19 protein-coding genes are annotated in these 20,544 nt (G+C 62.4%); 9 read left to right on the top strand and 10 right to left on the bottom strand.

What is annotated here, in order from left to right; all coding sequences use genetic code 11:
• Window positions 1-6: 6 nt before the first annotated feature.
• The 6 genes from frr to M1R55_RS01490 all read right to left on the bottom strand — a co-directional run bounded on the left by frr (window position 7) and on the right by M1R55_RS01490 (window position 4,711).
• Window positions 7-558, bottom strand: a complete 552-nt coding sequence (gene frr, locus M1R55_RS01515) for a ribosome recycling factor (RefSeq protein WP_249393000.1) — start codon at window positions 556-558, stop codon at window positions 7-9.
• Window positions 559-784: 226 nt separating this feature from the next.
• A complete protein-coding gene (gene pyrH, locus M1R55_RS01510) occupies window positions 785-1,495 on the bottom strand; it encodes a UMP kinase (RefSeq protein ID WP_249392999.1) in 711 nt (236 codons plus the stop codon).
• A 96-nt stretch (window positions 1,496-1,591) separates the two neighbouring features.
• Window positions 1,592-2,395, bottom strand: coding sequence for a translation elongation factor Ts (gene tsf / locus M1R55_RS01505; RefSeq protein ID WP_249392998.1), 804 nt, complete (start codon window positions 2,393-2,395; stop codon window positions 1,592-1,594).
• Between the two features lie 141 nt (window positions 2,396-2,536).
• Window positions 2,537-3,331 carry a 30S ribosomal protein S2 gene (gene rpsB, locus M1R55_RS01500; RefSeq protein ID WP_019009463.1) on the bottom strand — a complete coding sequence of 265 codons (795 nt, stop codon included), beginning with the start codon at window positions 3,329-3,331 and terminating at the stop codon, window positions 2,537-2,539.
• A gap of 430 nt (window positions 3,332-3,761) precedes the next feature.
• A complete protein-coding gene (locus tag M1R55_RS01495; RefSeq protein WP_249392997.1) occupies window positions 3,762-4,421 on the bottom strand; it encodes a YitT family protein in 660 nt (219 codons plus the stop codon).
• Window positions 4,422-4,495: 74 nt separating this feature from the next.
• A complete protein-coding gene (locus M1R55_RS01490) occupies window positions 4,496-4,711 on the bottom strand; it encodes a hypothetical protein (protein WP_249392996.1) in 216 nt (71 codons plus the stop codon).
• 190 nt (window positions 4,712-4,901) lie between these two features.
• On the opposite strand from M1R55_RS01490, the gene ychF reads away from it, so the two are divergent.
• The gene (gene ychF, locus M1R55_RS01485; RefSeq protein WP_249392995.1) at window positions 4,902-5,999 is read left to right on the top strand and encodes a redox-regulated ATPase YchF; all 1,098 of its coding nucleotides are present in this window, start codon (window positions 4,902-4,904) and stop codon (window positions 5,997-5,999) included.
• Between the two features lie 175 nt (window positions 6,000-6,174).
• Window positions 6,175-6,972, top strand: a complete 798-nt coding sequence (locus M1R55_RS01480) for an AAC(3) family N-acetyltransferase (protein WP_249392994.1) — start codon at window positions 6,175-6,177, stop codon at window positions 6,970-6,972.
• Between the two features lie 41 nt (window positions 6,973-7,013).
• On the opposite strand, the gene M1R55_RS01475 is transcribed toward M1R55_RS01480, so the two are convergent.
• From M1R55_RS01475 to M1R55_RS01465, 3 genes are all read right to left on the bottom strand, one after another.
• The gene (locus tag M1R55_RS01475) at window positions 7,014-7,994 is read right to left on the bottom strand and encodes an NAD(P)/FAD-dependent oxidoreductase (protein WP_249392993.1); all 981 of its coding nucleotides are present in this window, start codon (window positions 7,992-7,994) and stop codon (window positions 7,014-7,016) included.
• 104 nt (window positions 7,995-8,098) lie between these two features.
• The gene (locus tag M1R55_RS01470; protein WP_249392992.1) at window positions 8,099-9,475 is read right to left on the bottom strand and encodes an FAD-dependent oxidoreductase; all 1,377 of its coding nucleotides are present in this window, start codon (window positions 9,473-9,475) and stop codon (window positions 8,099-8,101) included.
• A gap of 131 nt (window positions 9,476-9,606) precedes the next feature.
• Complete coding sequence (locus tag M1R55_RS01465; protein ID WP_249392991.1) at window positions 9,607-10,836, bottom strand: MFS transporter; 1,230 nt, start codon at window positions 10,834-10,836, stop codon at window positions 9,607-9,609.
• Between the two features lie 173 nt (window positions 10,837-11,009).
• Here M1R55_RS01465 and M1R55_RS01460 point away from each other — a divergent pair, with 173 nt between their 5' ends.
• From M1R55_RS01460 to M1R55_RS01435, 6 genes are all read left to right on the top strand, one after another.
• Window positions 11,010-11,777, top strand: a complete 768-nt coding sequence (locus M1R55_RS01460; RefSeq protein ID WP_249392990.1) for a sulfite exporter TauE/SafE family protein — start codon at window positions 11,010-11,012, stop codon at window positions 11,775-11,777.
• The gene (locus M1R55_RS01455) at window positions 11,774-12,043 is read left to right on the top strand and encodes a hypothetical protein (RefSeq protein ID WP_249392989.1); all 270 of its coding nucleotides are present in this window, start codon (window positions 11,774-11,776) and stop codon (window positions 12,041-12,043) included. The genes M1R55_RS01460 and M1R55_RS01455 overlap by 4 nt, the downstream gene beginning before the upstream one ends.
• 505 nt (window positions 12,044-12,548) lie before the next feature.
• Entirely contained in the window at window positions 12,549-14,909 is a 2,361-nt protein-coding gene (locus M1R55_RS01450; protein WP_249392988.1) for a 3-hydroxyacyl-CoA dehydrogenase/enoyl-CoA hydratase family protein, read from the top strand.
• Between the two features lie 67 nt (window positions 14,910-14,976).
• Entirely contained in the window at window positions 14,977-15,603 is a 627-nt protein-coding gene (locus tag M1R55_RS01445; RefSeq protein ID WP_249392987.1) for a dihydrofolate reductase family protein, read from the top strand.
• A gap of 34 nt (window positions 15,604-15,637) precedes the next feature.
• Complete coding sequence (locus M1R55_RS01440) at window positions 15,638-16,825, top strand: S9 family peptidase (protein WP_249392986.1); 1,188 nt, start codon at window positions 15,638-15,640, stop codon at window positions 16,823-16,825.
• 454 nt (window positions 16,826-17,279) lie between these two features.
• On the top strand, window positions 17,280-18,485 hold the full coding sequence (locus M1R55_RS01435) for a thiolase family protein (protein ID WP_249392985.1): 1,206 nt from the start codon (window positions 17,280-17,282) through the stop codon (window positions 18,483-18,485).
• A gap of 64 nt (window positions 18,486-18,549) precedes the next feature.
• Here M1R55_RS01435 and M1R55_RS01430 read toward each other — a convergent pair whose 3' ends face one another.
• Window positions 18,550-19,257: a hypothetical protein gene (locus M1R55_RS01430; protein WP_249392984.1), complete on the bottom strand. Its 708-nt coding sequence runs from the start codon at window positions 19,255-19,257 to the stop codon at window positions 18,550-18,552.
• Between the two features lie 44 nt (window positions 19,258-19,301).
• Here M1R55_RS01430 and M1R55_RS01425 point away from each other — a divergent pair, with 44 nt between their 5' ends.
• Entirely contained in the window at window positions 19,302-20,522 is a 1,221-nt protein-coding gene (locus M1R55_RS01425) for a 23S rRNA (cytosine(2499)-C(5))-methyltransferase (protein ID WP_249392983.1), read from the top strand.
• Window positions 20,523-20,544 lie beyond the last annotated feature (22 nt).

Raw genomic sequence — 20,544 nt, 5'->3', positions numbered from 1 at the left:
GCAGACTCACCCGAGGATTTCCTGCTCCTTCTTGGTAAACGTCAATTCCACGCGGGCGATGTATTCGTCGGTGATTTTCTGTACCTCGGCCTCGCCACGCTTGATCTCGTCGTCACCCACGCCTTCCATCTTCTTCACTTCGTCCAGCGCGTGCTTACGCAGGTTCCGCACCACGATTCGGGCGTCCTCGGCGTAGTTCTTGGCGTTCTTCACAAGGTCTTTGCGGCGTTCCTCAGTCAGCATCGGCAGGCTGATAAAGATGGTGTCGCCCTTGTTGTTGGGATTCAGGCCCAGATCGCTGTCGCGGATGGCCTTCTCGATTGGGTTCAGTGCGCCCCGATCCCAGGGAGAAATAACGAGCGTGCGCGCGTCAGGCGTCGTGATACTGGCCACCTGATCGATCGGGACAGTGGAGCCGTAATAATCCACCACGATCTTCTTCAGAATGCCGGGGTTGGCGCGGCCTGTACGCAACACACTGAGGTTGTTTTCCAGCGCCTCAATGGCTTTGGTCATGCGTTCGCGGGTATCGGACTGAATGGTTTTAAGGTCTGCCATAATTGAAATCTCCTAAACAAGTGCAGTCTTGGGGGCCGGATCCCTGAGCAGCGTTACTGGGGAAGCAAAAGCGGGCCATCGGGTGAGTTAAAGCGGAGAAGCGCCCCGGACAGCAATGGTCGGATTCTACCGTGATGTCAGGATGTCTGCCCTTTTGCAATCTTTCGGCTTGCGCTGTTGCGCTTCCAGACCGCTGCCTGAAGACACCGCTGCTTCAGGCTCAAGTTCAGGGCGTCTGAATCAGTGTGCCCACGCGCTCGCCCGCAAACAGGCGCTCCAGGTTGCCCTGCTCGAACAGGTCGAACACCACGATAGGCAGGCCCTTATCCATGCACAGCGTAATGGCGGTGGCGTCCATGACTTCAAGTCGCTGATCCACCACGTCCAGATGGGTCAGGGTGTCGTAGCGTTTGGCGTCCGGGTTCTTGCGGGGATCGGAATCGTACACGCCATCTACCTTGTTTTTTGCCATCAGCACGACTTCCGCGCCAATTTCCAGCGCCCGCAGCGTGGAGGTGGTGTCGGTGGTAAAAAAGGGCGCACCGTTGCCGCCACCAAAAATAACCACGCGGCCCTTTTCGAGGTGACGCATGGCGCGGCGGCGAATGTACGGCTCGGCCACCGCCGCCATATGAATGGCGCTCATGACGCGGGTGGGCTGTCCGGCGGTTTCCATGGCGTCTTGCAGGGCCATGGCGTTCATGACCGTGCCCAGCATGCCGATGTAGTCGGCGGTGGCGGCGTCCATTCCCGCGCCGTTGCGTGCCCCGCGCCAGAAGTTGCCGCCGCCGATCACGATAGCGAGTTCAATCTCTTTGCCCGCAATGGCGGCAGTCAGCAGCCGGGCCAGCCGCGCCGTCGTGTCGGGGCTGATCCCAAAGCCGTTTTCATCGGCCAGAAATTCTCCGGAAAGTTTAAGCAGCACTCGTTTAAACATGAAGTACCTCGAAGGAGGAGATGACGAGAGAGGCGCAGGTCAGGTGATACAGCAAAAAGGAGCGGCTGTGATGGGCCGCCCCGGCTGTTTATCTGCTTAAGAGCTGATCTCGAAGCGGACGAACTGCTTGACTGCCGCGTCTCCGAGGTACTGCGCCACCGTCATGCTGTTGTCCTTCACGAACTTCTGCTCGGGCAGCACTTTTTCTTCGTAGAACTTGCTGATCTGCCCGTTCACGATCTTTTCCACAATTTGCTGAGGCTTGCCCTCGTTGAGTGCTTTATTGGTCAGGATTTCGCGCTCTTTTTCAATGTCGGTGCTGTCTACCTCGTCACGCGACATGTACTGAGGACGCTCGGCGGCCACGTGCAGGGCCACGTCTTTGGCGTGGGCTTCGCTGCCGCCCGCCACGCGTACCAGCACGCCGATCTTGCCGTTGCTGTGCACGTATCCGGCCAGGGTTTCGCCCTCGGCGGCTTCCACGTAAGCCACCCGGCTCAGCACCAGGTTCTCACCGATTCGGCCAGCGGCGGCGGCCACTGCCGTGCTCACGGTTTCGCCGTTCAGATCAGTGTTCCTGAAGGCTTCCACGTCGCTCGTACCTGCGGCGAGGGCGGCCTGTGCCAGGGACTGTACGAGGGCCTGAAAATCGGAGTTGCGGGCAACGAAATCAGTCTCGCTGTTCACTTCCACGATGGCGGCCTTGTTGCCGTCCACCACAAAACGCACGAGGCCTTCTTTGGCTTCACGGTCGCTCTTCTTGGAGGCCTTTACGATGCCGCGCTCACGCAGCAGGGCTATGGCCTTTTCTTCGTCGTTGCCAGAGTCGGACAGTGCTTTCTTAACGTCCATCATGCCCGCGCCCGTCAGTTCGCGTACTTTCTTGATCGATTCCATCATGGTGAGTTCCTCCGTAAATTGGCTTTCGCGCGGTTAGGCAGCGTTGATTCAGGACTGTGACTTAGACGAATTGTGACTAACAATAGGGGCGAATCCGAACCATTGGCCGGACACGCCCCCACTTGTGTTCCGGTTCTAAACTTAGCTGCGGCCTTGGCTGCTCGTCAGTTGGCTGGTGTCGCCTTCTGCGCCGCTCTCGGCTGCATCCATTTCGGGGGTGCTGCCTTCCACGCGCTCGCCGCTCACGTCTTCGCCGCCGCCACGTGCTTCCACGAGCAGGTCACCGATGCGGTGCGCGATCAACTGGATGGAACGGATGGCGTCGTCGTTGCCGGGCACGATGTAGTCGATGACATCGGGATCGGAGTCGGTGTCGGCCAGTGCAATCACGGGGATTCCGAGACGGTTGGCTTCCTGCACGGCGATCACTTCTTTGGTGGGATCGACCACGAAAATAGCGTCGGGCAAACGGGTCATCTTGCGGATGCCGCCCACGAAACGCAGCAGGCGCTCACGCTCGGCCCCCAGCTTGATGCGCTCGGCCTTCAGGCGGTCATTGATGCGGCCCGACTCGAACATTTCGTCGAGTTCGTTCAGGCGGTCAATGCGGGTACGCATGGTTTTGAAGTTGGTGAGCATTCCGCCCAACCAACGGCTGGTGACGAACGGCATACCCGTGCGGCGGGCTTCGAGTTCCACGATTTCCTGCGCCTGCTTCTTGGTGCCCACGAACAGGATGACGCCGCCGCGCTCGGCCAGTTCTTTGATGAAATCAAAGGAGCGGTCGACCTGCTTCAGGGTCTTCTGAAGATCGATGATGAAAATCCCGTTGCGCTCGGCAAAGATGAAGCGCTTGAATTTGGGGTTCCAGCGCTTGGTTTCGTGGCCGAAATGCACTCCGGCTTCGAGCAACTGCTTCATGCTGATGTACGACATGTTCTCTCCTGAGCGTTACTAGACGGGCCAAGTTTGCGTTCCCCGTGCCAACCCACCGTCAGGCCGCCGTGCAGCTTCGCAGCTCATGCAGGCGGTTTTCGGTCTTCGGGTCAGGCCCAAGCGCGACGCTCCAGCGCGGATGGGCAGGGTCACGGGCGCACCCAACGGGAGACTATATCAGAGTTTGAGGGCGGGGGGTTTGGCGGGGTGGGGCGGTCAGAGTGGAGAGGTCTAAGGGTCTAAGGTATTGGGGCGGGGCGTCGCTGTCGCTGAACTGCCTCTGTCTGCTTCACAGCTCTACGACTCCCACAGGGGGCCAGGGCACCGCATCAGACGGGGGCCGGAGCTGGGGGCTATTGGAGCGTCAGCGATTGCCCTTGCCTCTCCTTAGACCCTCGACCCTTGACCCTTAGACACCCTTCGCCCCAATTCAGTTGGCAGCCAACGGCGTACCTGCGGGCGGCTCCCTGCGCTGGGCGATGCCGAACAAGCCCATACCTGCGCTCATGGCTGGGCCGACGGTCAGGGCAAACACCAAGGTGCCCCACCCCACCGGGCCGCCCAGCAGCAAGCCTGTGGCCAGTACCACCACTTCTACCCCAGTGCGGGTACGGGCCACAGGCCAGCCGTACACGCGCCGCAGCCCCAGCGTCAGGCCGTCGCGGGGGCCAGCGCCAAGGCCCGCCGCCACATACGTTCCGGTTGCCAGCCCCAGCAGCGCCACACCCAACGCAAACTGCACCCAGCGCAGGCCCAAGCCTTGCGGGTCGGGCACTAGAGGCCCCAACACATCCAAAAATACACCGATAAATATGACGTTCAGTACGGTGCCGGGGCCAATCGGCTCCCGCAGTTTCAGAGCCGTAAACGCCACGATCACCAGCCCAGTCAGGATGCTGACCACGCCCACGCTGAGCGGCAAATGCCGCGTAATGCCCACATGCAGCACCTCCCAAGGCGCGACACCTACGCGGGCATCGAGCATCAGGCGCAGGCTCAGGCCGTACAGAAACAGCCCGAACAGCAGCAGGGCGTAACGCCCCAGCGCGGGCAAACGCGTGAGGGCAACGAGGGGAGCGGGGCGGGTCACGCGGGCCACTGTAGCCCATCGTGGCAGGCGGATTCCGAAATCTCTCGCCGTGTGGTCAGCAGCAGGCGGCCACTCTACTTCTGGGCTTTTTTCTCTGAGGCCCCCCGCACCTTCTGGCCCTGGTCAGCGTGGAGGCGAGGCATTGCCAATTCACCTGTGGGCAGACTGGCGGGGCATTCCAGCGGTGGGAGAGGAGTGGTCACAAACGGGGCCAACGTCTCCCTCAGCGCCTCCCGGAGCACCCGCAGTTGCTCGGCGTTGGCGGCGGCGTGGGCAGCGGCGTCGGTCATGGGATGCAGCGTAAACGGTGCGGGACGGGCACGTTGCCGCACATGCCGCGCCGCCTACAGAAGATGAACGGCAGAACGTGAAGGCCCCCGGCTCTCCGAACAGCGTCATCCTTTACACTGGCAGGGTTGCCGCGCCGCCCTTGGTTATAAAACTGGTCAGGCTGTGTGCGGAGAAAGAGGAGCGAACATCATGGGCTTAGCAATTGGAATCGTCGGATTACCGAACGTCGGGAAAAGTACGCTGTTTAACGCCATTACGCGGGCGGGGGCCTTGGCTGCCAACTACCCGTTTGCCACCATCGAACCCAACGTGGGCCGCGTCATGGTGCCCGACGAGCGCCTGTCGGCCCTGAGCCGTATCTTTACCAAAGGCGAGCGCGTGCCGCCCATTATTCCCACCTTCGTGGAATTCGTGGACATTGCCGGACTGGTGAAGGGAGCCAGCCAGGGCGAAGGCCTCGGTAACCAATTCCTCGCCAATATCCGTGAGGCCGACGCGATTGCCCATGTGGTGCGCTGCTTTGAGGACGGTAACGTCATTCATGTGGCGGGCCGCGTCGATCCCCTCGACGACATCGAAACCATCAACACCGAACTGATTCTGGCCGACCTGAACGGCTTGGAGAAGCGCCTCTCCAACCTTCAGAAGAAGGCGAGGGGCAACGATAAGGAAGCCAAAGAGCAGGCGGACTTGGCTGAGCAGATTCTGGCCGTGTTGGGCGAAGGCAAGCCCGCCCGCGCTGGAACCTACGACGCACCCATCCCCAAAGAGTTTGGCCTGATCACCACCAAGCCAGTAATTTACGTGGCCAACGTGGGCGAAGACCAGCTGACCGAAGACAACGAGTACGTGAACATCGTGCGCGAATATGCCGCCCGCGAAGGCGCACAGGTCGTGAAAATCAGTGCCCAGATTGAAGGCGAACTGGCCGAGATGCCCGAAGACGAGGCCGCTGCCTTCCTGACCGATCTGGGCGTGGAGGAAAGTGGGCTGAATCAGCTCGTGAAAGTGGGCTACGAAACGCTGGGCCTGATCACCTTCATCACGTCGGGTGAAAAGGAAGTGCGGGCCTGGACCATCCGGCGCGGCGAAAAAGCCCCCGAAGCCGCCGGAGAAATTCACAGCGATCTGGAGCGCGGGTTTATCCGGGCCGAAGTAATCGAGTGGGAAAAAATGGTGGAAGCGGGCGGCTGGGCCAATGCCAAAAGCAAGGGCTGGGTCAGAACCGAAGGCAAAGAGTACGTGATGAAAGACGGCGACATCATGAACGTCTTGCACAACTCGTAAGAACATTTGTCGTCAGAGCGGGTGTTGTGCCAGCCCTGACGACCGAGTGAAGGGAAATGGTGGCGTTTGGCTTCGGCCTGCGCCCCCTTTTAGTTCGGTTTGATCGCCGCCCTGCACCCCCCACACCGCGCCAGAACACCTACCGATTGCTTCACAACAGCGGTAGACTAGGAAGGTGCTGAATCTCTTGCGTCGCCCCGCCACATTGCCTGCCGATCTGGAAACGGGGCTGGCAGAATTGGGGCTGGACGGCACGCAGCACGTCATCGTTCATGCCAGCCTGAAGTCGTTCGGCACGCTGGAAGGTGGAGCGCGGGCTGTCGTAGATACATTGGCCGCCCGCACTGCCACGCTGGTGGCCCCTTCGTTTACCTATAACACTCTGCTTCGGCACGCCACCTCGCCCATTCATGCCCGCTTTCACCGCGATAGCCGGGTCAGCCGCGATATTGGCCGCATTCCGCAAACACTGGTCGAGCGGGCCGAGGCGCTGCGTTCCTTCCACCCCACCCTGAGTTTTGTGGCGCTGGGCGCGGAAGCAGAGCGGGTGGTGTCGTCCCAGACCTTGGCGAGTCCTTACCAGCCCATCGGCTCCCTGTACGACCTGGACGGTTACGCCCTGCTGATGGGTGTGGATTTTGGCAGCAATACCAGCGTGCATTACGGCGAACATGTGGCCGGAATGCCGCTGTTGACGCGTTATGTCCCGTTGGGCGGCGGCGTGTTGCCCACCGCGTTTCCCAACTGCTCGGCAGATTTCGAGCGGCTGGCCCCGCTGGTGCAGGCGCGTTCTGCCCGTGTGGGCGCGTCCGAACTGCGGCTCTACCGCGTGCGCGAACTCGTAGACGCCACCGTGTCCATGCTGACCCGCGACCCGGAAGCCCTGCTGTGTACCTACAGCAGTTGCCGCTGCCAGGAAGTGCGGCGGCTGGTGCGGGCCAACGGCCTGACGCCCCGGCCTCACGGCGGTTAGAAGCAGCAAGCTTAAGCTTTGTCTGCTCTCTAAAAACTGGCTTACCGTTTCTCGCTGCTGTGCCCCGGCCTCACCCGCAGCGCCTCATTCACATAATGGGCAGCGTGATTGGCGGCTACCGCTGCCTGTGCAAACGCCAGAGAAATCAGCTTGAACTGGCCGCCGCTGAGGGCCACATCGCCCACCGCGAACACGCCCGACAGGTGGGTCTGGCCGCCGGGGCCGTCCAGCACGTATTCGCCCTGCCAGTCCAGCGGCCAACTCTGAAGGGGCGACAGATCGGGCAAGTAGCCGTTCAGAATCAGCACGGTTTCAGCCTGCACGCGTACGGTTTCGCCGTCTACGGTCAGGTGTGCGCCGCCCGGCACAAGGTTCATCAGGATGGCGGGGGCCAAGATGGTAATTCGGCCCGTGGCACGGCAACCTTCCAGTTCGGCCAGTTCAGTTGGCTCACCCCGGAATCCGGCGCGGCGGTGTGTGAGGGTCACGGAAGCCCCGGCCCCGGCCAGTTCCAGCGCGGCACGGGTAGCCTGGGGCACGCCGCCCACCACCAACACTTGCCGCCCTGCCAGCGTGCTGGGTTCGGGCAGGTCGGTTCTCACGTCGGGATGCGACCCCGCGCCGGGCACCCGTGACTCACGCGGCAGCAAGGCTCCCATGCCCGCCGCCACGATGACTGCGCCCGCCGCAAAGGTGCCAGAATCGGTGCCCACCAGCCAGCCGCCGTCGCCATCAGACGTGAGGGTGCGGGCCACCTCGTTCACCCGGATGTCCACATCCAGCGTGTCCAGTTGGCCCAGCAAACCGGCCACCACGCTCGCCGCCCGCGTGCTGGGCAGACCCGGTACGTCGTACACCACCTTGTCGGGGTAGAGGGCCATCAGTTGCCCGCCCACCTCGGCCCGCGCCTCCACCACCCGAACCTTCAGGCCGCGCCACGCCGCATAAAAGGCCGCGTGCAGCCCAGCGGGGCCGCCCCCAATGACCAGAATGTCGGAGCGCAGGGGCGGGGCAGGGGACATATTCAGATTCTAAGGGGTGGGCAGTCAGGAGTTAGTGGCTAAATGCCATAGGAACTGGTCGTTCTGGCCACTTACCCACTGTTCCGCTGACCACTAACCGTTGTTCACCGCTTCCGGTGCGTCAACATCTCGTGCTTATGCACCACCTTCGCACGCGGGCGGCCCAGCGTTTGCCCATGCGACAGCTCGTGGGCGTCCAGCGCCTGCCAGTCCTCAAAGGTGTACACGTCCACGCTTTTGCCCGCCAGCAACGCGTCTACGGCCTCGGCGCTGGCCTGGGGCGCGGGGGACAGCAGGCCCGCCGCCACATCGCTGAGCAGGTGGGCCACCGTGTCTGTCGCGTCTTTGCGGTTGGTGCCCACCACGCCGCTCGGCCCGCGCTTGATCCATCCGGCGGTGTACTCGCCGGGGCGGCCTTCCACGCGACCTTCTGCGTTGGGAATCACGCCCCGGCGCTCGTCGAAGGGCACTCCAGGCAGGGCCACGCCCTTGTAGCCCACCGAGCGCAGCACCATCTGCACGGGCAGGGTTTCAAATTCGCCCGTACCTACCGCGTTGCCTGCCTCGTCCAGCGTATTGCGCTCTAGTTTCAGGCCCGCCACGTGGCCGTTGCCGTCGTCCAAAATCTCGGTGGGGGAAACCAGAAAACGCAGATGAATTCGGCGCGGCTTGCCTTCTGGCGTGCGTCCGGCGAAATCACGCAGCACTTCCAGATTCTTCTTCACGGCGTTGTCGGTGATCGCGGCTTCGGCGGCCTCGTCTACCAGCACTTCTTCGGGCTTCACGATGGGGTCGGCCTCGTGCAGCTCGCCAAACTCGCGCAGTTCCTTGGTCGTGAATTTGGCCTGTGCCGCGCCGCGCCTGCCCAATACCCACACGTCGCGCACGTGGCTGTGGGCCAGAGCTTCCAGCGCATGCGCCGCGATGTCGGATTCGTGCAGTTCGGCCACCGTTTTGACCAGAATCCGGCTGACGTCCAGCGCCACGTTGCCCACGCCGATCACGGCCACACCCCCGGCGGTCAGCACCATGTCACGGGCAGCGGCATCGGGGTGGCCGTTGTACCACGCGACAAATTCGGTGGCGCTCATGCTTCCGGTCAGGTCTTCGCCGGGAATGCCTAGGCGGCGGTCACTGCTGGCCCCCACCGTGTAAATCAGGGCGTCGTAATGGGCGCGGGCTTCCTCGTGCGTCAGGTCGGTGCCGAATTCTACGTTGCCCAGAAAGCGCACACGGGGGTCGTTCAGGGTCTTCTCAAAGCCCCGCGTCACGCTTTTAATCGTCAGGTGGTCGGGGGCCACGCCGTAGCGCACAAGGCCGTAAGGCGTGGGCAGACGGTCATACACATCTACCTGCACAGGCACGCCCGTTTGCTTGATGAGGGCTTCGGCGGCAAACACTCCGCTGGGGCCGCTGCCGATCACTGCCACGCGCAGGGGACGTTCGGGGCTGTACGCCGACTGGGAAAGGGCATCCGTCATGCTTCCGAGTCTACGCATACTCGCCGCCGCCCTTGGGGTGGAAATCTGGACGAATAGTGTTACATGTACAGAAACAGGGTGGGTAGCTGGGGAGTGCAGCGGCTGGATTCAAACGAATTGCACGGCAACCCTCAGGCCACCAACTCCCGCCTGCCCCCCTTGCGCCGACTGACCACCATCAGGCCGCAAGCGACGGCAGCCAGTACGGCGCACAGCCCGAATACGCTGCCGTAGCCGAATGCCTGCGCCCAAGCCCCCGACAGCAAGCCCGCCACCAGGTTTCCGGCGCTGCCTGTATTGGCAAATAGCGTGGTAGCCGCGCCCACCCGTCCGGGCATCAATTCCTGAAAGTAGGCCATGCCGAGGCAGGACGCGATGGCGATGACCACGGCGCGGATGACCTGGGCCGCCAGCATCAGGCCCAGCCATGCGCCGCCCACCAGCCCGCCCAGTCCGGTCAGCAGGCTGTAGGCGGCCAACAGTCCGAAGGCCACCACCATCAGGGTCGCCGTGCGGAAACGTGGTGGCCGCAGCACGAAGCTGAGCATGATGGGAATTTCCAGCAGGGCGCACAGGCCTACCAGCAGGCCCACCTGCCCGGTATTGCCGCCCAGTTCCTGCGTAATGAACAAGGGCAGGGCCACCGCGCCCATAGCCAGGGAAGTGCCGTACAGAACGAACCCCAGCGAAATCAATTGCAGTTGGCGCGGGCCGACAGGTGCGGGCGTTTCGGTGAGGTTGGAGGCGATAGAGGCGGCGGCCAAGGCAGCACGCGAACGCCCCCGGCTGAAGATGACCGGAAGCGCGGCCCCCACATACGCCGCCGCCGCGCACAGGAACAGGCCCCGGAAGCCCAGCGCCCCCACCAGTACCGACCCCAGCAGCGGCCCCGCCACCCACGCCAACGAAAACACCGAGCGCAGGGTGGTCAGACCATTTTGGGCGGCCTCTGCCCCCGCTGAGCCGAACTGTACCCGTGCATAGGCGAACAGCTGCGGGAACGACGACGCGCCCGTGCCCAGCAGCAGCGCCCCGATCAGCAGCAGCGGCACATAGGCGGTGGTGGTGGTCAGCATGACAAAGCCCAGCGCGGCGCTGCCCATGCTGAGCAGCACGGCGGGGCGGCGGCTGGGCAAGCGGTCAGACCAACGCCCGATCAGGGTACTCAGCACAATGCTGCCCACCGATGTCACCGTCAAAAAGAGGCCGAGTTGCAGCGGCGACATCTTGGCCGTCTCTACCGCGAACAGCGGCATGAAAGGCGCAGCAAACGATGTTGCCAGCCCCATCATGAACGCGGCGATCAGCATGGGCAGCGCGGCAGGCAAACGGCGCAGCGTGGTCAGGGCGGGGGCGGTCATGGGCGCGGCAGGGGGCAGATGAAAGAACAAGAGAGAGGAGCAAAGAACATAGCCGCCCTATTTGACTCCTTCTGGCCCGCAAAGTGGAACGCCCGGCCTTCAGACCGTGTTAGCCTCGCACCTGTGACCCAGACAACTTGGATAATGTCGCCCTTTTTCCGGAGTGTTCGGCCTTGATTTCCGCCCTGACCTTGGCCGTGATCGGCATTGGTATCCTGGCGGGCGTACTGGGGGCCATTCTTGGCCTCGGCGGCGGCGTCATTGTTGTCCCGGCGCTGGAATTTGTGTTGCCGTACTTTGGCCGCGAGATCAGCATCAGTCAGGCGGTGGCCGTGAGCCAGATCGGGGTGCTGGCGGTGGGCCTCAGCGGGGCGGCCAGCTATTTGCAGCAGGGGTTGGTGCGGGCGCGTACCGGCTATCTGCTGTCGCCGTACACCATCGCGGGCGGCGCGGCGGGCAGCTTTTTGGGGCTGGTGCTGCCTGCGCGGGCGGTGGCAACGGTGTTTGCCTGCCTGTTGCTCTACTCCGCTTACAACCTGTTGCGCGGCCTGCGGCGGGTCGAGGTAGAACGCCAGCCCTCGCGCCTCGTGCCGCCTGCCATGACCTTTGCCGGAATCATGAGCGGACTCCTGGGCATCGGCGGGGGCACCGTGCAAGTTCCGGTGCTGAACCTGCTGGCGGGCGTGCCGATCCGTCAGGCGATTGCCACCAGCACCTTCATCATGGGCCTGACGGCCGTGGGCAACGCGCTGGTGTATCAGGCGGGCGGATTGCTGGACGTGCGCCTAGCCGCCGGAATCGCGCTGGGCGTCCTGATCGGGGCACGGGCCGGAGCGGGCCTGCAAAGCCGGATTCCCGCCGCACAACTGAAACTGTTTTTCAGTCTGCTGCTTATTTTTACCGCTGTGCAACTTCTTTGGAAGTATTGGGGGAATGGATGAGTGCTGAGGGTCAGAAATCTGAGTTGGCAGGCTTGCCCGCGTGGTTGTATCCGGCTGGGTTCTGGTTGTCGGTGGCGTTGTTGGCGGTGGGCGTGTTCTTCCCCGATTACGCCGTCGTGGGGGTGGCGTGCGTGGCGCTGGTTCCCGTGTTGGCGGCGGTGTGGGTGGCGTTCGGCGCTTGGAAGGTAGACCGCCGCCTCAGCTTGGCGGCATTGGCAGCTTTAGCAGGGTTGGGGTTGGTTGTTGTGGTGAAGGGGTTTATTTGAGGGCGGTGTGTGAAGCTTGCCCCACCCCCCAGTCCCCTCTGCTGCGCAGCTTTGCAAGTACCCCACCGGGGAGGGGGAACGACGCTCCGCTGAGGAGGACTGATCTTGTTGCGTCCACACCCGGCTTGCTCGTTCATCTGAAGCGAAATTGCCAGTCGTCTTGACACTGGAATTGGCCCGCGCGTTGCACGCACCTTGGGGCCTCACACTGAATTGGGCGGGGACGATCTAGGGTGGCAATTCGGGCGGTATTGCCCTCGCCCTTTGTGGGAGAGGGGCGCTGTACAACAGCCGGGTGAGTGAGCGTCAGCGATTGCCCCTCCTTAGACACTCAGACCTTTAGACTTTCCCCGCCCCTTGCCCGCTTCCTCATCCGATAGACAAATGCCCCCGCCGCGCCCTAAACTTTGAACCGAGTTCAATAATCCAACCGGGTTCAGACTGTTGGCCCATGCTGAGGGCCGCAGTCCCTGATCGCCCGTTTTCTCTCTCCCCCGGAGGACATATGCAGAAATTACCCGTGAACATTCGTCAGGCCGCCGTAATTGGTGCAGGCGTGATGGGCGCTGCCATCGCCGCGCAGCTTGCCAATGCTGGCATTCCCGTGCTGCTGCTGGACATTGTTTTGCCCGATAATCCTGACCGGAATTTCCTTGCCAAGCAGGGCATCGCGCGGGCACTCAAAGCTCGCCCCGCCGCCTTCATGGACGCTTCCCGCGCCGCGCTGATTACGCCCGGCAACCTGGAAGACGACCTGAAAAAGCTGAAAGACGCCGACTGGATTCTGGAAGCGATCATCGAGAAGCTGGACGCCAAGCGTGACCTGTGGGCGCGGGTGGAAGGCGTGGCGAAAAAGACCGCCATCATTTCCAGCAACTCCAGCGGCATTCCGATGCACCTGCAAATCGAGGGCCGCTCCGAGGACTTCCAGCGGCGTTTCGTGGGGGCGCATTTCTTCAACCCACCGCGCTACCTGCACCTGCTGGAAGTCATTCCCACCGCCAAAACCGACCCCGCCGTCTTGCAAGAATTCAGCGACTTTGGCGAGAGCGTGCTGGGCAAAGGCATCGTGGTGGCCAACGACGTGCCTGGATTCGTGGCGAACCGAATCGGCGTGTACGGCATCGTGCGGGCCATGCAGCACATGGAAAAGACGGGTCTGACCCCCGACGAAGTGGACGTGCTGACTGGGCCTGCGCTGGGCCGCGCCAAGAGTGCCACCTTCCGCACCGCCGACCTGAGCGGGCTGGACATCATCTACCACGTCGCCAACGACCTCGGCAAAGCCACGCCTGCTGACGAAGATTTCACCCTCACGGGCACATTCCGCAAGCTGGTAGAGGAGAAGAAATGGCTAGGCGACAAAACCGGCAGCGGCTTTTATCAGAAGACCAAGGATGAGAAGGGCAAGACCAAGATTCTGAGCCTGAATCTGGAGTCGCTGGAGTATGAAGACCGGGGCAAAGTGAGCGTTGCAGTTGTGGAGGCCGTGAAAAACCAGCCCCTCGCCGCCCGTGTGAAGGCGCTGTATACCGCCGAGGGCAAGGAAGGCGACTTCCTGCGCGGCGTGATGAACGACGGCTTCTGGTACGCCTCCAAAATGGCCGGAAACGTCTCGAATCGCCTGCAAGACATCGACAACGCCCTGAAATGGGGCTTCGGCTGGGAAGAAGGCCCCTTCGAGACGATGGATGCTTTGGGCGTGCAGACCGTGATTGCCAACCTAGAGGCGCAAGGACGCACCCTGCCGCCGCTGCTGGCCGCCATGAAAGCCAGCGGACGCGAGCGCTTTTACGGTGCAGACGAAGTAGTGACACCTGCGGGCGAGCCGACGTCCTACGCCGCGCCGTATTTCATCCTGACCGACCTGAAAAAGGACGCCACCAAGGTTATCAAGAAGAAGGCTGGAGCGAGTCTGGTAGACCTCGGCGACGGCGTGCTGCTGGTGGAATGGCACGCCAAGATGAACGCGCTGGGCGAAGACCAACTGCGGATGGTGCAGGACGGCCATAAAGCCGTGCAGAGCATGGGCTACGCGGGCCTCGTGATCGGCAATCAGGGCGAGAACTTCAGCGCCGGGGCCAACCTGCCGCTCGTACTGGCCCAGGCCCAGGCCGAAGAATGGGACGAACTGGACGACGCCATCAAGCAGTTTCAGCAGACCACGACGAGCCTGCGCTTCAGCCCACATCCCACCGTTGCCGCACCCTTTGGCCTGACCCTCGGCGGCGGCGCGGAATTTACCCTGCACGCCGACCATGTGGTCGCGAGTGCCGAAACCTACATGGGTCTCGTGGAAGTGGGCGTGGGCCTGATTCCCGGCGGCGGCGGCACCAAAGAAATGCTGCTGCGCTTCACCGATCAGTTGCAGCCGGGCCAGCAAACCGGAGCCACCTTGCTTCCCGCCGTACAGCGTGCCTTCGAGCTGATCGGCACGGCCAAGGTCAGCACCAGCGCCCTCGAAGCCCGCACCCTCGGCTTCCTGCGTGCTGGCGATACAGTCGCCATGAACCGAGGCCACCTGCTGATGGAAGCCAAGCGGCATGTGCTGGCCCTCGCGCCCGGCTACATCCAGCCCACCCCCCGCACCGATATTCCCGTGATGGGCGACGCGGCCATCGGGGCCATCAAGAGTGCGCTGTACGGCATGACCGAGGGCCGTTACGCCAGCGCCTACGACGCTCAGGTCGCCACCCAACTGGCCCGAATCCTGTCGGGCGGCGTGGGTAACAACCGCACCGCCAGGGTGTCCGAGCAGCATCTGCTGGATCTGGAGCGCGACGCCTTCCTGACGCTGCTGGGCAAGAAGGGCACGCAAGACCGCATTGCCCACATGCTGAAAACGGGCAAGCCGCTGAGAAACTGAGCACCGCAGGTCATCACGGACGAAGCAGGGCGGTTTGAAGAGTAGGTGCGCGGCAAAGGGGGAGAGAATGCGAACACTGATCGTCAGCAATCTGGTGACTCTGGACGGGTTTTATGAGGGCAAAGGCCGCAGCCTGGACGCCATCTTCGAGTATTTCCATCCGGAGTATCAGGGCGATCAGAACTTCGATCACTACACCGCCGAGCGCATGCGGGCCGCCGATACGCTGATCCTGAGTGGCCGCCGCAATTTTCTGGACAACATGCGCTACTGGGAAAGTGTGGTGAACGATCCCAGCGCTACCGCCATCCGGCGCGAGTTGGCCGAGTTGCAGCGCCGCATGGACAAAATCGTGGTGTCCGATCAACTGACCCCGCAGGAGTTGGCCCCCTGGGACAGCAACACCCGAATCGTGAAGGTGGCCGACGCCGTTTCGGAAGTGGCCGTCCTCAAAGCACGGGCTGGACGGGAAATATTTATGTTCGCAGGCCGGGTGCTGTGGAATCATCTGCTGGCACACGGCCTCGTCGACGAACTGCATCTCACCACCTTTCCGGTCATTGCAGGCGAAGGCACACCGCTGTTTGTGGACAGACCGCCCGTGTCGTTTAAGCTCCTGCACACGCGCACCTGGCAGGGTTCCGGCAACGTGCTGGCCTGCTACGCGGTCAGCCAGAGCCGGGCAGAATCGTGAGTTTTGCATTCTGGGGAGGGGAGGTGAATAAGAAATGGCAATCAAGCAGACCAAACGGCTGAGCCTTCCCGCTCTGGGCCAGATTCGCAAGGGGCGTGTGCTGGGTTGGGCGGCTGTGGCGTATGCCGTAGCCCTCGGCCTCGGCACGTTGGCGGGCGCGGAGATTACCCTGCGCTCCAAAACGCGGCGGGTGAAGGGCGTGTTTGTTCCAGTCGGGCGGCGGGGCAACGACATCTGGCTGCCTGCCCTGCCCGAAACCCTGTCACGCGGCGTAATCGGCATTGTGCCGCTGAAGCCCAATAAAGGCCACGCAGTGCTGGGGCCGCCACGCCTGGCCGGAACCCTGGTGCGGCGCGGCGTGCAAGAAGAACGCGGCGTGCTGCCGCACGGAGCCTTGGCATGGGCCTCCAGCTTCGTGTACAACGGCACGCCTGCCCAATTGGGCGTGGACTACACCGACACCACCGTCTCTACGCCAGTGGGGGAGATGCCCGCCTGGCACATTCCCCCAAGTTCCGGCGAACCTGACACGCTGATCATCGTGATTCACGGGCACGGCGGGCAGCGTTCTCAGGCGCTCCGGATGCTTCCGGCATTGCAGCGCACCGGGGCAGGCTCGTTGTTCGTCACCTTCCGCAATGCGTTTGGTGCGCCGCGCATCGGCAAGGGCTACCACTCTCTGGGTGACACTGAGGCCGAAGACGTGCTGGCCGCATTGGAGTGGGCCAAAGCCAATGGCTACCGCCGCGCCGTGTTGTACGGCTTTAGCATGGGCGGCAACGTGGCCCTGAGCGTGCTGCGCGAGAAGTTCCAACCCTTTCCCATTCCCGTGCTGGGCGTCATGCTGGACTGTCCGGCCCTCGACTGGCGCGATACGATTCGCTGGCAGGGGCAACGCTTTGGCCTGCCGCCCATCATGGCCCGCCAGACCGCCCGCTTTGTGCAGCGCCTCGTGACCCGCCGCTCGGGGCAGGACTTCGACGCTGTAGACCAGCTTCAGGCCGCGCCCCGCTTTACTGTGCCGATTTTGCTGTTTCATGGCACGCGCGACCGTACCATTCCTATTGCTCAGGCCGATGCGCTGGCCGCCGCCCGCCCCGACATCGTGGAATACCACCGCGTAGAAGGCGGCAAACATATTCGGGTGTGGAACATAGACCCGGAGAAATATGACGCAGCGGTAGAGGGGTTTGTGGCGCGGGTGGTGGGGGGTGTGGGATGACGCTCCCAGAGTTCTACGAGACACTAAGCTCTGTAGATAGATTCCGACATGCTGCCGTCAGAGTTTTCAATGGATTGAGGAGTAAGTTGGATGACATCGAAAATTGTAAAGATGGTACGCAGTTCGACGATGCAAGGATACCGTTCCCTGTAGTCACGTCTTATATAAGTTTTGAGCTGGCACCCGGTACTCTAGAATGGAACGTTCGTACTTGGCTTAGGCCAAGCGACTACAAGATTCGTGGTGCAGTGTGCCAGAACAACAGACCATACCCACAGTGTTTGTTCCGTGATTCTAGAGTTAAGGTTTACAGCCTTCGACGAATGGATAGCGGCGCGCTCTTCGGTGGAAACGGCTGTGTTAGGTGACTTACAGCAGGCTTTAGAAAAGAACAACCTCAGAGAAGCGCACCAGACCGTATGGAATTTGGTGCATGTTCGGAAGGAGAATCATCATGACTTTACGTGACGCAGTTATCGTTTCAGCCGTTCGTACCCCTGTAGGCCGGGGCGTTAAAGGCACGCTCGCCAACACTCGCCCCGATGATCTGGCCGCCCTCGTGCTGAATGAAGCCGTGCGGCGGGCAGGCGTTGACGTGTCCCTCGTGGAAGACGTGTATCTGGGCTGCGCCATTCCCGAAGCCGAACAGGGCTTGAATGTGGCGCGAATGGCAGCGCTGCGGGCCGGAATGCCCGATACGGTGGGCGGCGTGACCGTGAACCGCTTTTGCTCCAGCGGGCTGCAAACCATCGCTATGGCGGCGGCAGCCATTCAGTCCGGGCAGGCCGACGTGATGCTGGCGGGCGGCGTGGAAAGCATGAGCATGGTACCCATGAGCGGCCACAACCCCAGCCCGAATCCCGAACTGGTGGACGTGCGTCCCGGCGCGTACATCGGCATGGGCCTGACCGCCGAAAACGTGGCCGCCAAATACGGCGTGTCGCGTGAAGATCAGGATGCCTTTGCCTACCGCAGCCACCAGCGGGCCGCCGCCGCGCAGGATGCGGGCAAATTCGACGCCGAAATCATTGCCGTGCCGGTGCGCGTGGACAAGGTGAAGGGCACCAAGATCACGTCCACCACCGTCAACTTCGACAAAGATGAACTGATTCGCCGCGACGCCAACATTGCCGATATGGCCAAAGTACGCCCCGCTTTCAAGATGGGCGGCAGCGTCAGCGCGGCCAATTCCAGCCCCTTCTCGGATGGTGCGGCAGCCGTGCTGATCATGAGCGGCGAGAAGGCGCAGGAACTCGGCATCAAACCGCTGGCGAAGTTCCTCGGCTTTGCGGTGGCAGGCGTGGAACCCGAACTGATGGGCATCGGCCCCGTGAAAGCCGTGCCCAAAGTGCTGGCCCAAACGGGTCTCACGTTGGCCGATATCGACCTGATCGAACTGAACGAAGCGTTTGCGGCACAGAGCCTCGCCGTGGCCCGCGAACTCGGGCTGGATCAGGACATCATGAACGTGAACGGCGGTGCGATTGCTCTGGGGCATCCGCTGGGCTGCTCCGGGGCCAAGCTTGCCACGAGCGCCATCTACGAGCTTCAGCGGCGCGGCGGCGGCAAAGCCCTGATTACCATGTGCATCGGCGGCGGCATGGGCGCGGCAGGGATTATCGAGGTCTACCCGGCAGACGTGACGTTAGCGGCAGATTGAGGCAAAAATTATGAGAAGGGGCCACCGGGTTGATTCGGTGGCCCCTCTCTTTTTTGCTCTGGTCTTAGCGGTTATTCAACAGCTTTGCCGCCGCACTCTGCAATGGGCTGAAGTTCTGGCTGGCTGAGGCCAAATTCAGCTTCGTGGTGCGGTTGCTGGCAAATTGTCGTTTCACAGCATCAACGGCCAAGGTGCGGGCGGCGCTTTGGGCCTGAATTTTTGCACTCTGGCTCGTGGGCACTTCAGTAGAGGCTTGCAAAATGCCGACATACACTGCCTGACCGGGTTGCTGTGCCGTGCGACTGAATATTTCGCCTCCCCCAAAAAAGGCTGCCGAACCTTGATAGTTTTCAAATTGTCCATCGGTGTCGCTGGCGGCCAGATAGATATTGTTGCCAGTCGTGCTTAGGTCATATGAGAACGCAGTTTCCAATTTCCCCGCTGCTGTAATCGGCCCAACTACCGTAACTCCCGTTTGTGTCTGGCTCTCGTTGGTGTAGATGCCAAGCGCAACTGGGCGTCCAGATTCAATGACCTGTTCGGACAGGATCAATACGCCGCTCCCCACTATCGTGCCCGAAGTGTTGGCCGCAGCCCATGCCCATACGCCCTGATGCAGCGTTGGTGTGCGCACTGGTGCAGGCTGTGGCTGTGGTGGGGTTGGGTCGCCACCACCACAAGCCGCCAGCAGAAGGGCGGTACTGATCAGCGGAAGCATGAGGCGTTTCACACCTAAAACTTTATGGTGGACTTTTAAGGCGCGTTGCTTCATTTGCCTATCCGCTCCTCTTTCGCCGCTTGCGCTAACCTCTAGGGATGTCTTCCCCCGAATCTGTCCCAACTCCCCCTCGCCTGCGCCTCCGCATTACGGCGGCGGCAGAAGGCTACGTGCGGGCGGGCCATCCGTGGGTCTACGAATCCAGCGTGCGCGAGCAAAACCGCGAGGGCGACACCGGAGAATTGGCCGTCATCTATGACCGCCGTGACCGCTTTCTCGCTATCGGCCTGTACGATCCACAGTCGCCATTGCGGGTGCGCGTGCTGCACGCCGGAGCGCCTGCCACCCTTGATGACGCTTGGTGGGCGGCCCATCTGGATAAATCGCTCGACCTCCGCACGCCGCTGTTTGGCCCCGATACCGACGGCTACCGCCTGATCAACGGCGAATCGGACGGCTGGCCGGGACTGGTACTCGACCGCTACGGCTCGGTGCTGGTGGTCAAGCTGTACACAGCGGCCTGGTTTCCGCATCTGGAGCGGGTGCTAGGGCTGCTGGCGGCACGGTTCCCCGATTTCGCGGTGGTGCTGCGCCTCAGCCGCAACATTCAGGAGCGGGCGCGGGCGGCGGGGCTGGCCGATGGGCAGGTCATGCAGGGCGACTTGCCTCAGTCCACCGTTGTTTTTCATGAGACGGGCATTGTGTTTGAGGCCGACGTGGTGCGCGGCCAGAAAACCGGGTTTTTTCTCGATCAGCGTGAGAACCGCCGCCGGGTTGAAGGCCTGGCGAAGGGGCGGCGCGTGCTGAACGCCTTCTCGTTCTCGGGCGGCTTCAGTCTATATGCGGCGCGGGGCGGAGCCACCGACGTGGTCAGCCTTGATCTCAGCGCCCACGCGCTCGCCAGTGCCAGAAGCAACTTTGCCATGAACGCGGGCCAGCCGCGAATCGCAGAGGCCGTTCACGAAACCATTCAGGCCGATGTGTTCGACTGGCTGGCCCATACAGACCTGACTTTCGACCTGATTATTCTCGACCCCCCGAGCCTCGCCCGCCGTGAAACTGAGCGGGAAGGGGCCATTCGCGCTTACGGCAAACTGGCTGCCGATGCCATTCGGCATCTGTCGTCGGGCGGCATTCTCGTCAGTGCGTCGTGCAGCGCCCATGTCAGCGCCGACGAATTCTGGGACGCGGTGCGCGGGGCCGCCGACCACAGTGGCCGGGGCTGGCGCGAGCAGCGCACCACGCGCCACGCCCCTGACCACCACGCCTCGTTCCCCGAAGCAGAATACCTGAAGGCGATTTATCTGGAAGTGAACTGAGGAGTTGGGTAACTGTTCAGAA

The sequence above is a fragment of the Deinococcus sp. QL22 genome (assembly GCF_023370075.1).
In the GTDB taxonomy this organism is placed as follows: domain Bacteria; phylum Deinococcota; class Deinococci; order Deinococcales; family Deinococcaceae; genus Deinococcus.
This window is presented reverse-complemented; position numbering and strand designations above follow the sequence as displayed.

Bases quoted from the DNA above. Each gene is read 5' to 3' on its own strand.
- ychF (WP_249392995.1), top strand. From the start codon at position 4,902: ATGGGCTTAGCAATTGGAATCGTCGGATTACCGAACGTCGGGAAAAGT.
- frr (WP_249393000.1), bottom strand. From the start codon at position 558: ATGGCAGACCTTAAAACCATTCAGTCCGATACCCGCGAACGCATGACC.
- M1R55_RS01435 (WP_249392985.1), top strand. From the start codon at position 17,280: ATGACTTTACGTGACGCAGTTATCGTTTCAGCCGTTCGTACCCCTGTA.
- M1R55_RS01465 (WP_249392991.1), bottom strand. From the start codon at position 10,836: ATGACCGCCCCCGCCCTGACCACGCTGCGCCGTTTGCCTGCCGCGCTG.
- M1R55_RS01455 (WP_249392989.1), top strand. From the start codon at position 11,774: ATGAGTGCTGAGGGTCAGAAATCTGAGTTGGCAGGCTTGCCCGCGTGG.
- pyrH (WP_249392999.1), bottom strand. From the start codon at position 1,495: ATGTTTAAACGAGTGCTGCTTAAACTTTCCGGAGAATTTCTGGCCGAT.
- M1R55_RS01470 (WP_249392992.1), bottom strand. From the start codon at position 9,475: ATGACGGATGCCCTTTCCCAGTCGGCGTACAGCCCCGAACGTCCCCTG.
- M1R55_RS01430 (WP_249392984.1), bottom strand. From the start codon at position 19,257: ATGAAGCAACGCGCCTTAAAAGTCCACCATAAAGTTTTAGGTGTGAAA.
- M1R55_RS01425 (WP_249392983.1), top strand. From the start codon at position 19,302: ATGTCTTCCCCCGAATCTGTCCCAACTCCCCCTCGCCTGCGCCTCCGC.
- M1R55_RS01440 (WP_249392986.1), top strand. From the start codon at position 15,638: ATGGCAATCAAGCAGACCAAACGGCTGAGCCTTCCCGCTCTGGGCCAG.
- M1R55_RS01450 (WP_249392988.1), top strand. From the start codon at position 12,549: ATGCAGAAATTACCCGTGAACATTCGTCAGGCCGCCGTAATTGGTGCA.
- M1R55_RS01445 (WP_249392987.1), top strand. From the start codon at position 14,977: ATGCGAACACTGATCGTCAGCAATCTGGTGACTCTGGACGGGTTTTAT.
- M1R55_RS01490 (WP_249392996.1), bottom strand. From the start codon at position 4,711: ATGACCGACGCCGCTGCCCACGCCGCCGCCAACGCCGAGCAACTGCGG.
- rpsB (WP_019009463.1), bottom strand. From the start codon at position 3,331: ATGTCGTACATCAGCATGAAGCAGTTGCTCGAAGCCGGAGTGCATTTC.
- M1R55_RS01475 (WP_249392993.1), bottom strand. From the start codon at position 7,994: ATGTCCCCTGCCCCGCCCCTGCGCTCCGACATTCTGGTCATTGGGGGC.
- tsf (WP_249392998.1), bottom strand. From the start codon at position 2,395: ATGATGGAATCGATCAAGAAAGTACGCGAACTGACGGGCGCGGGCATG.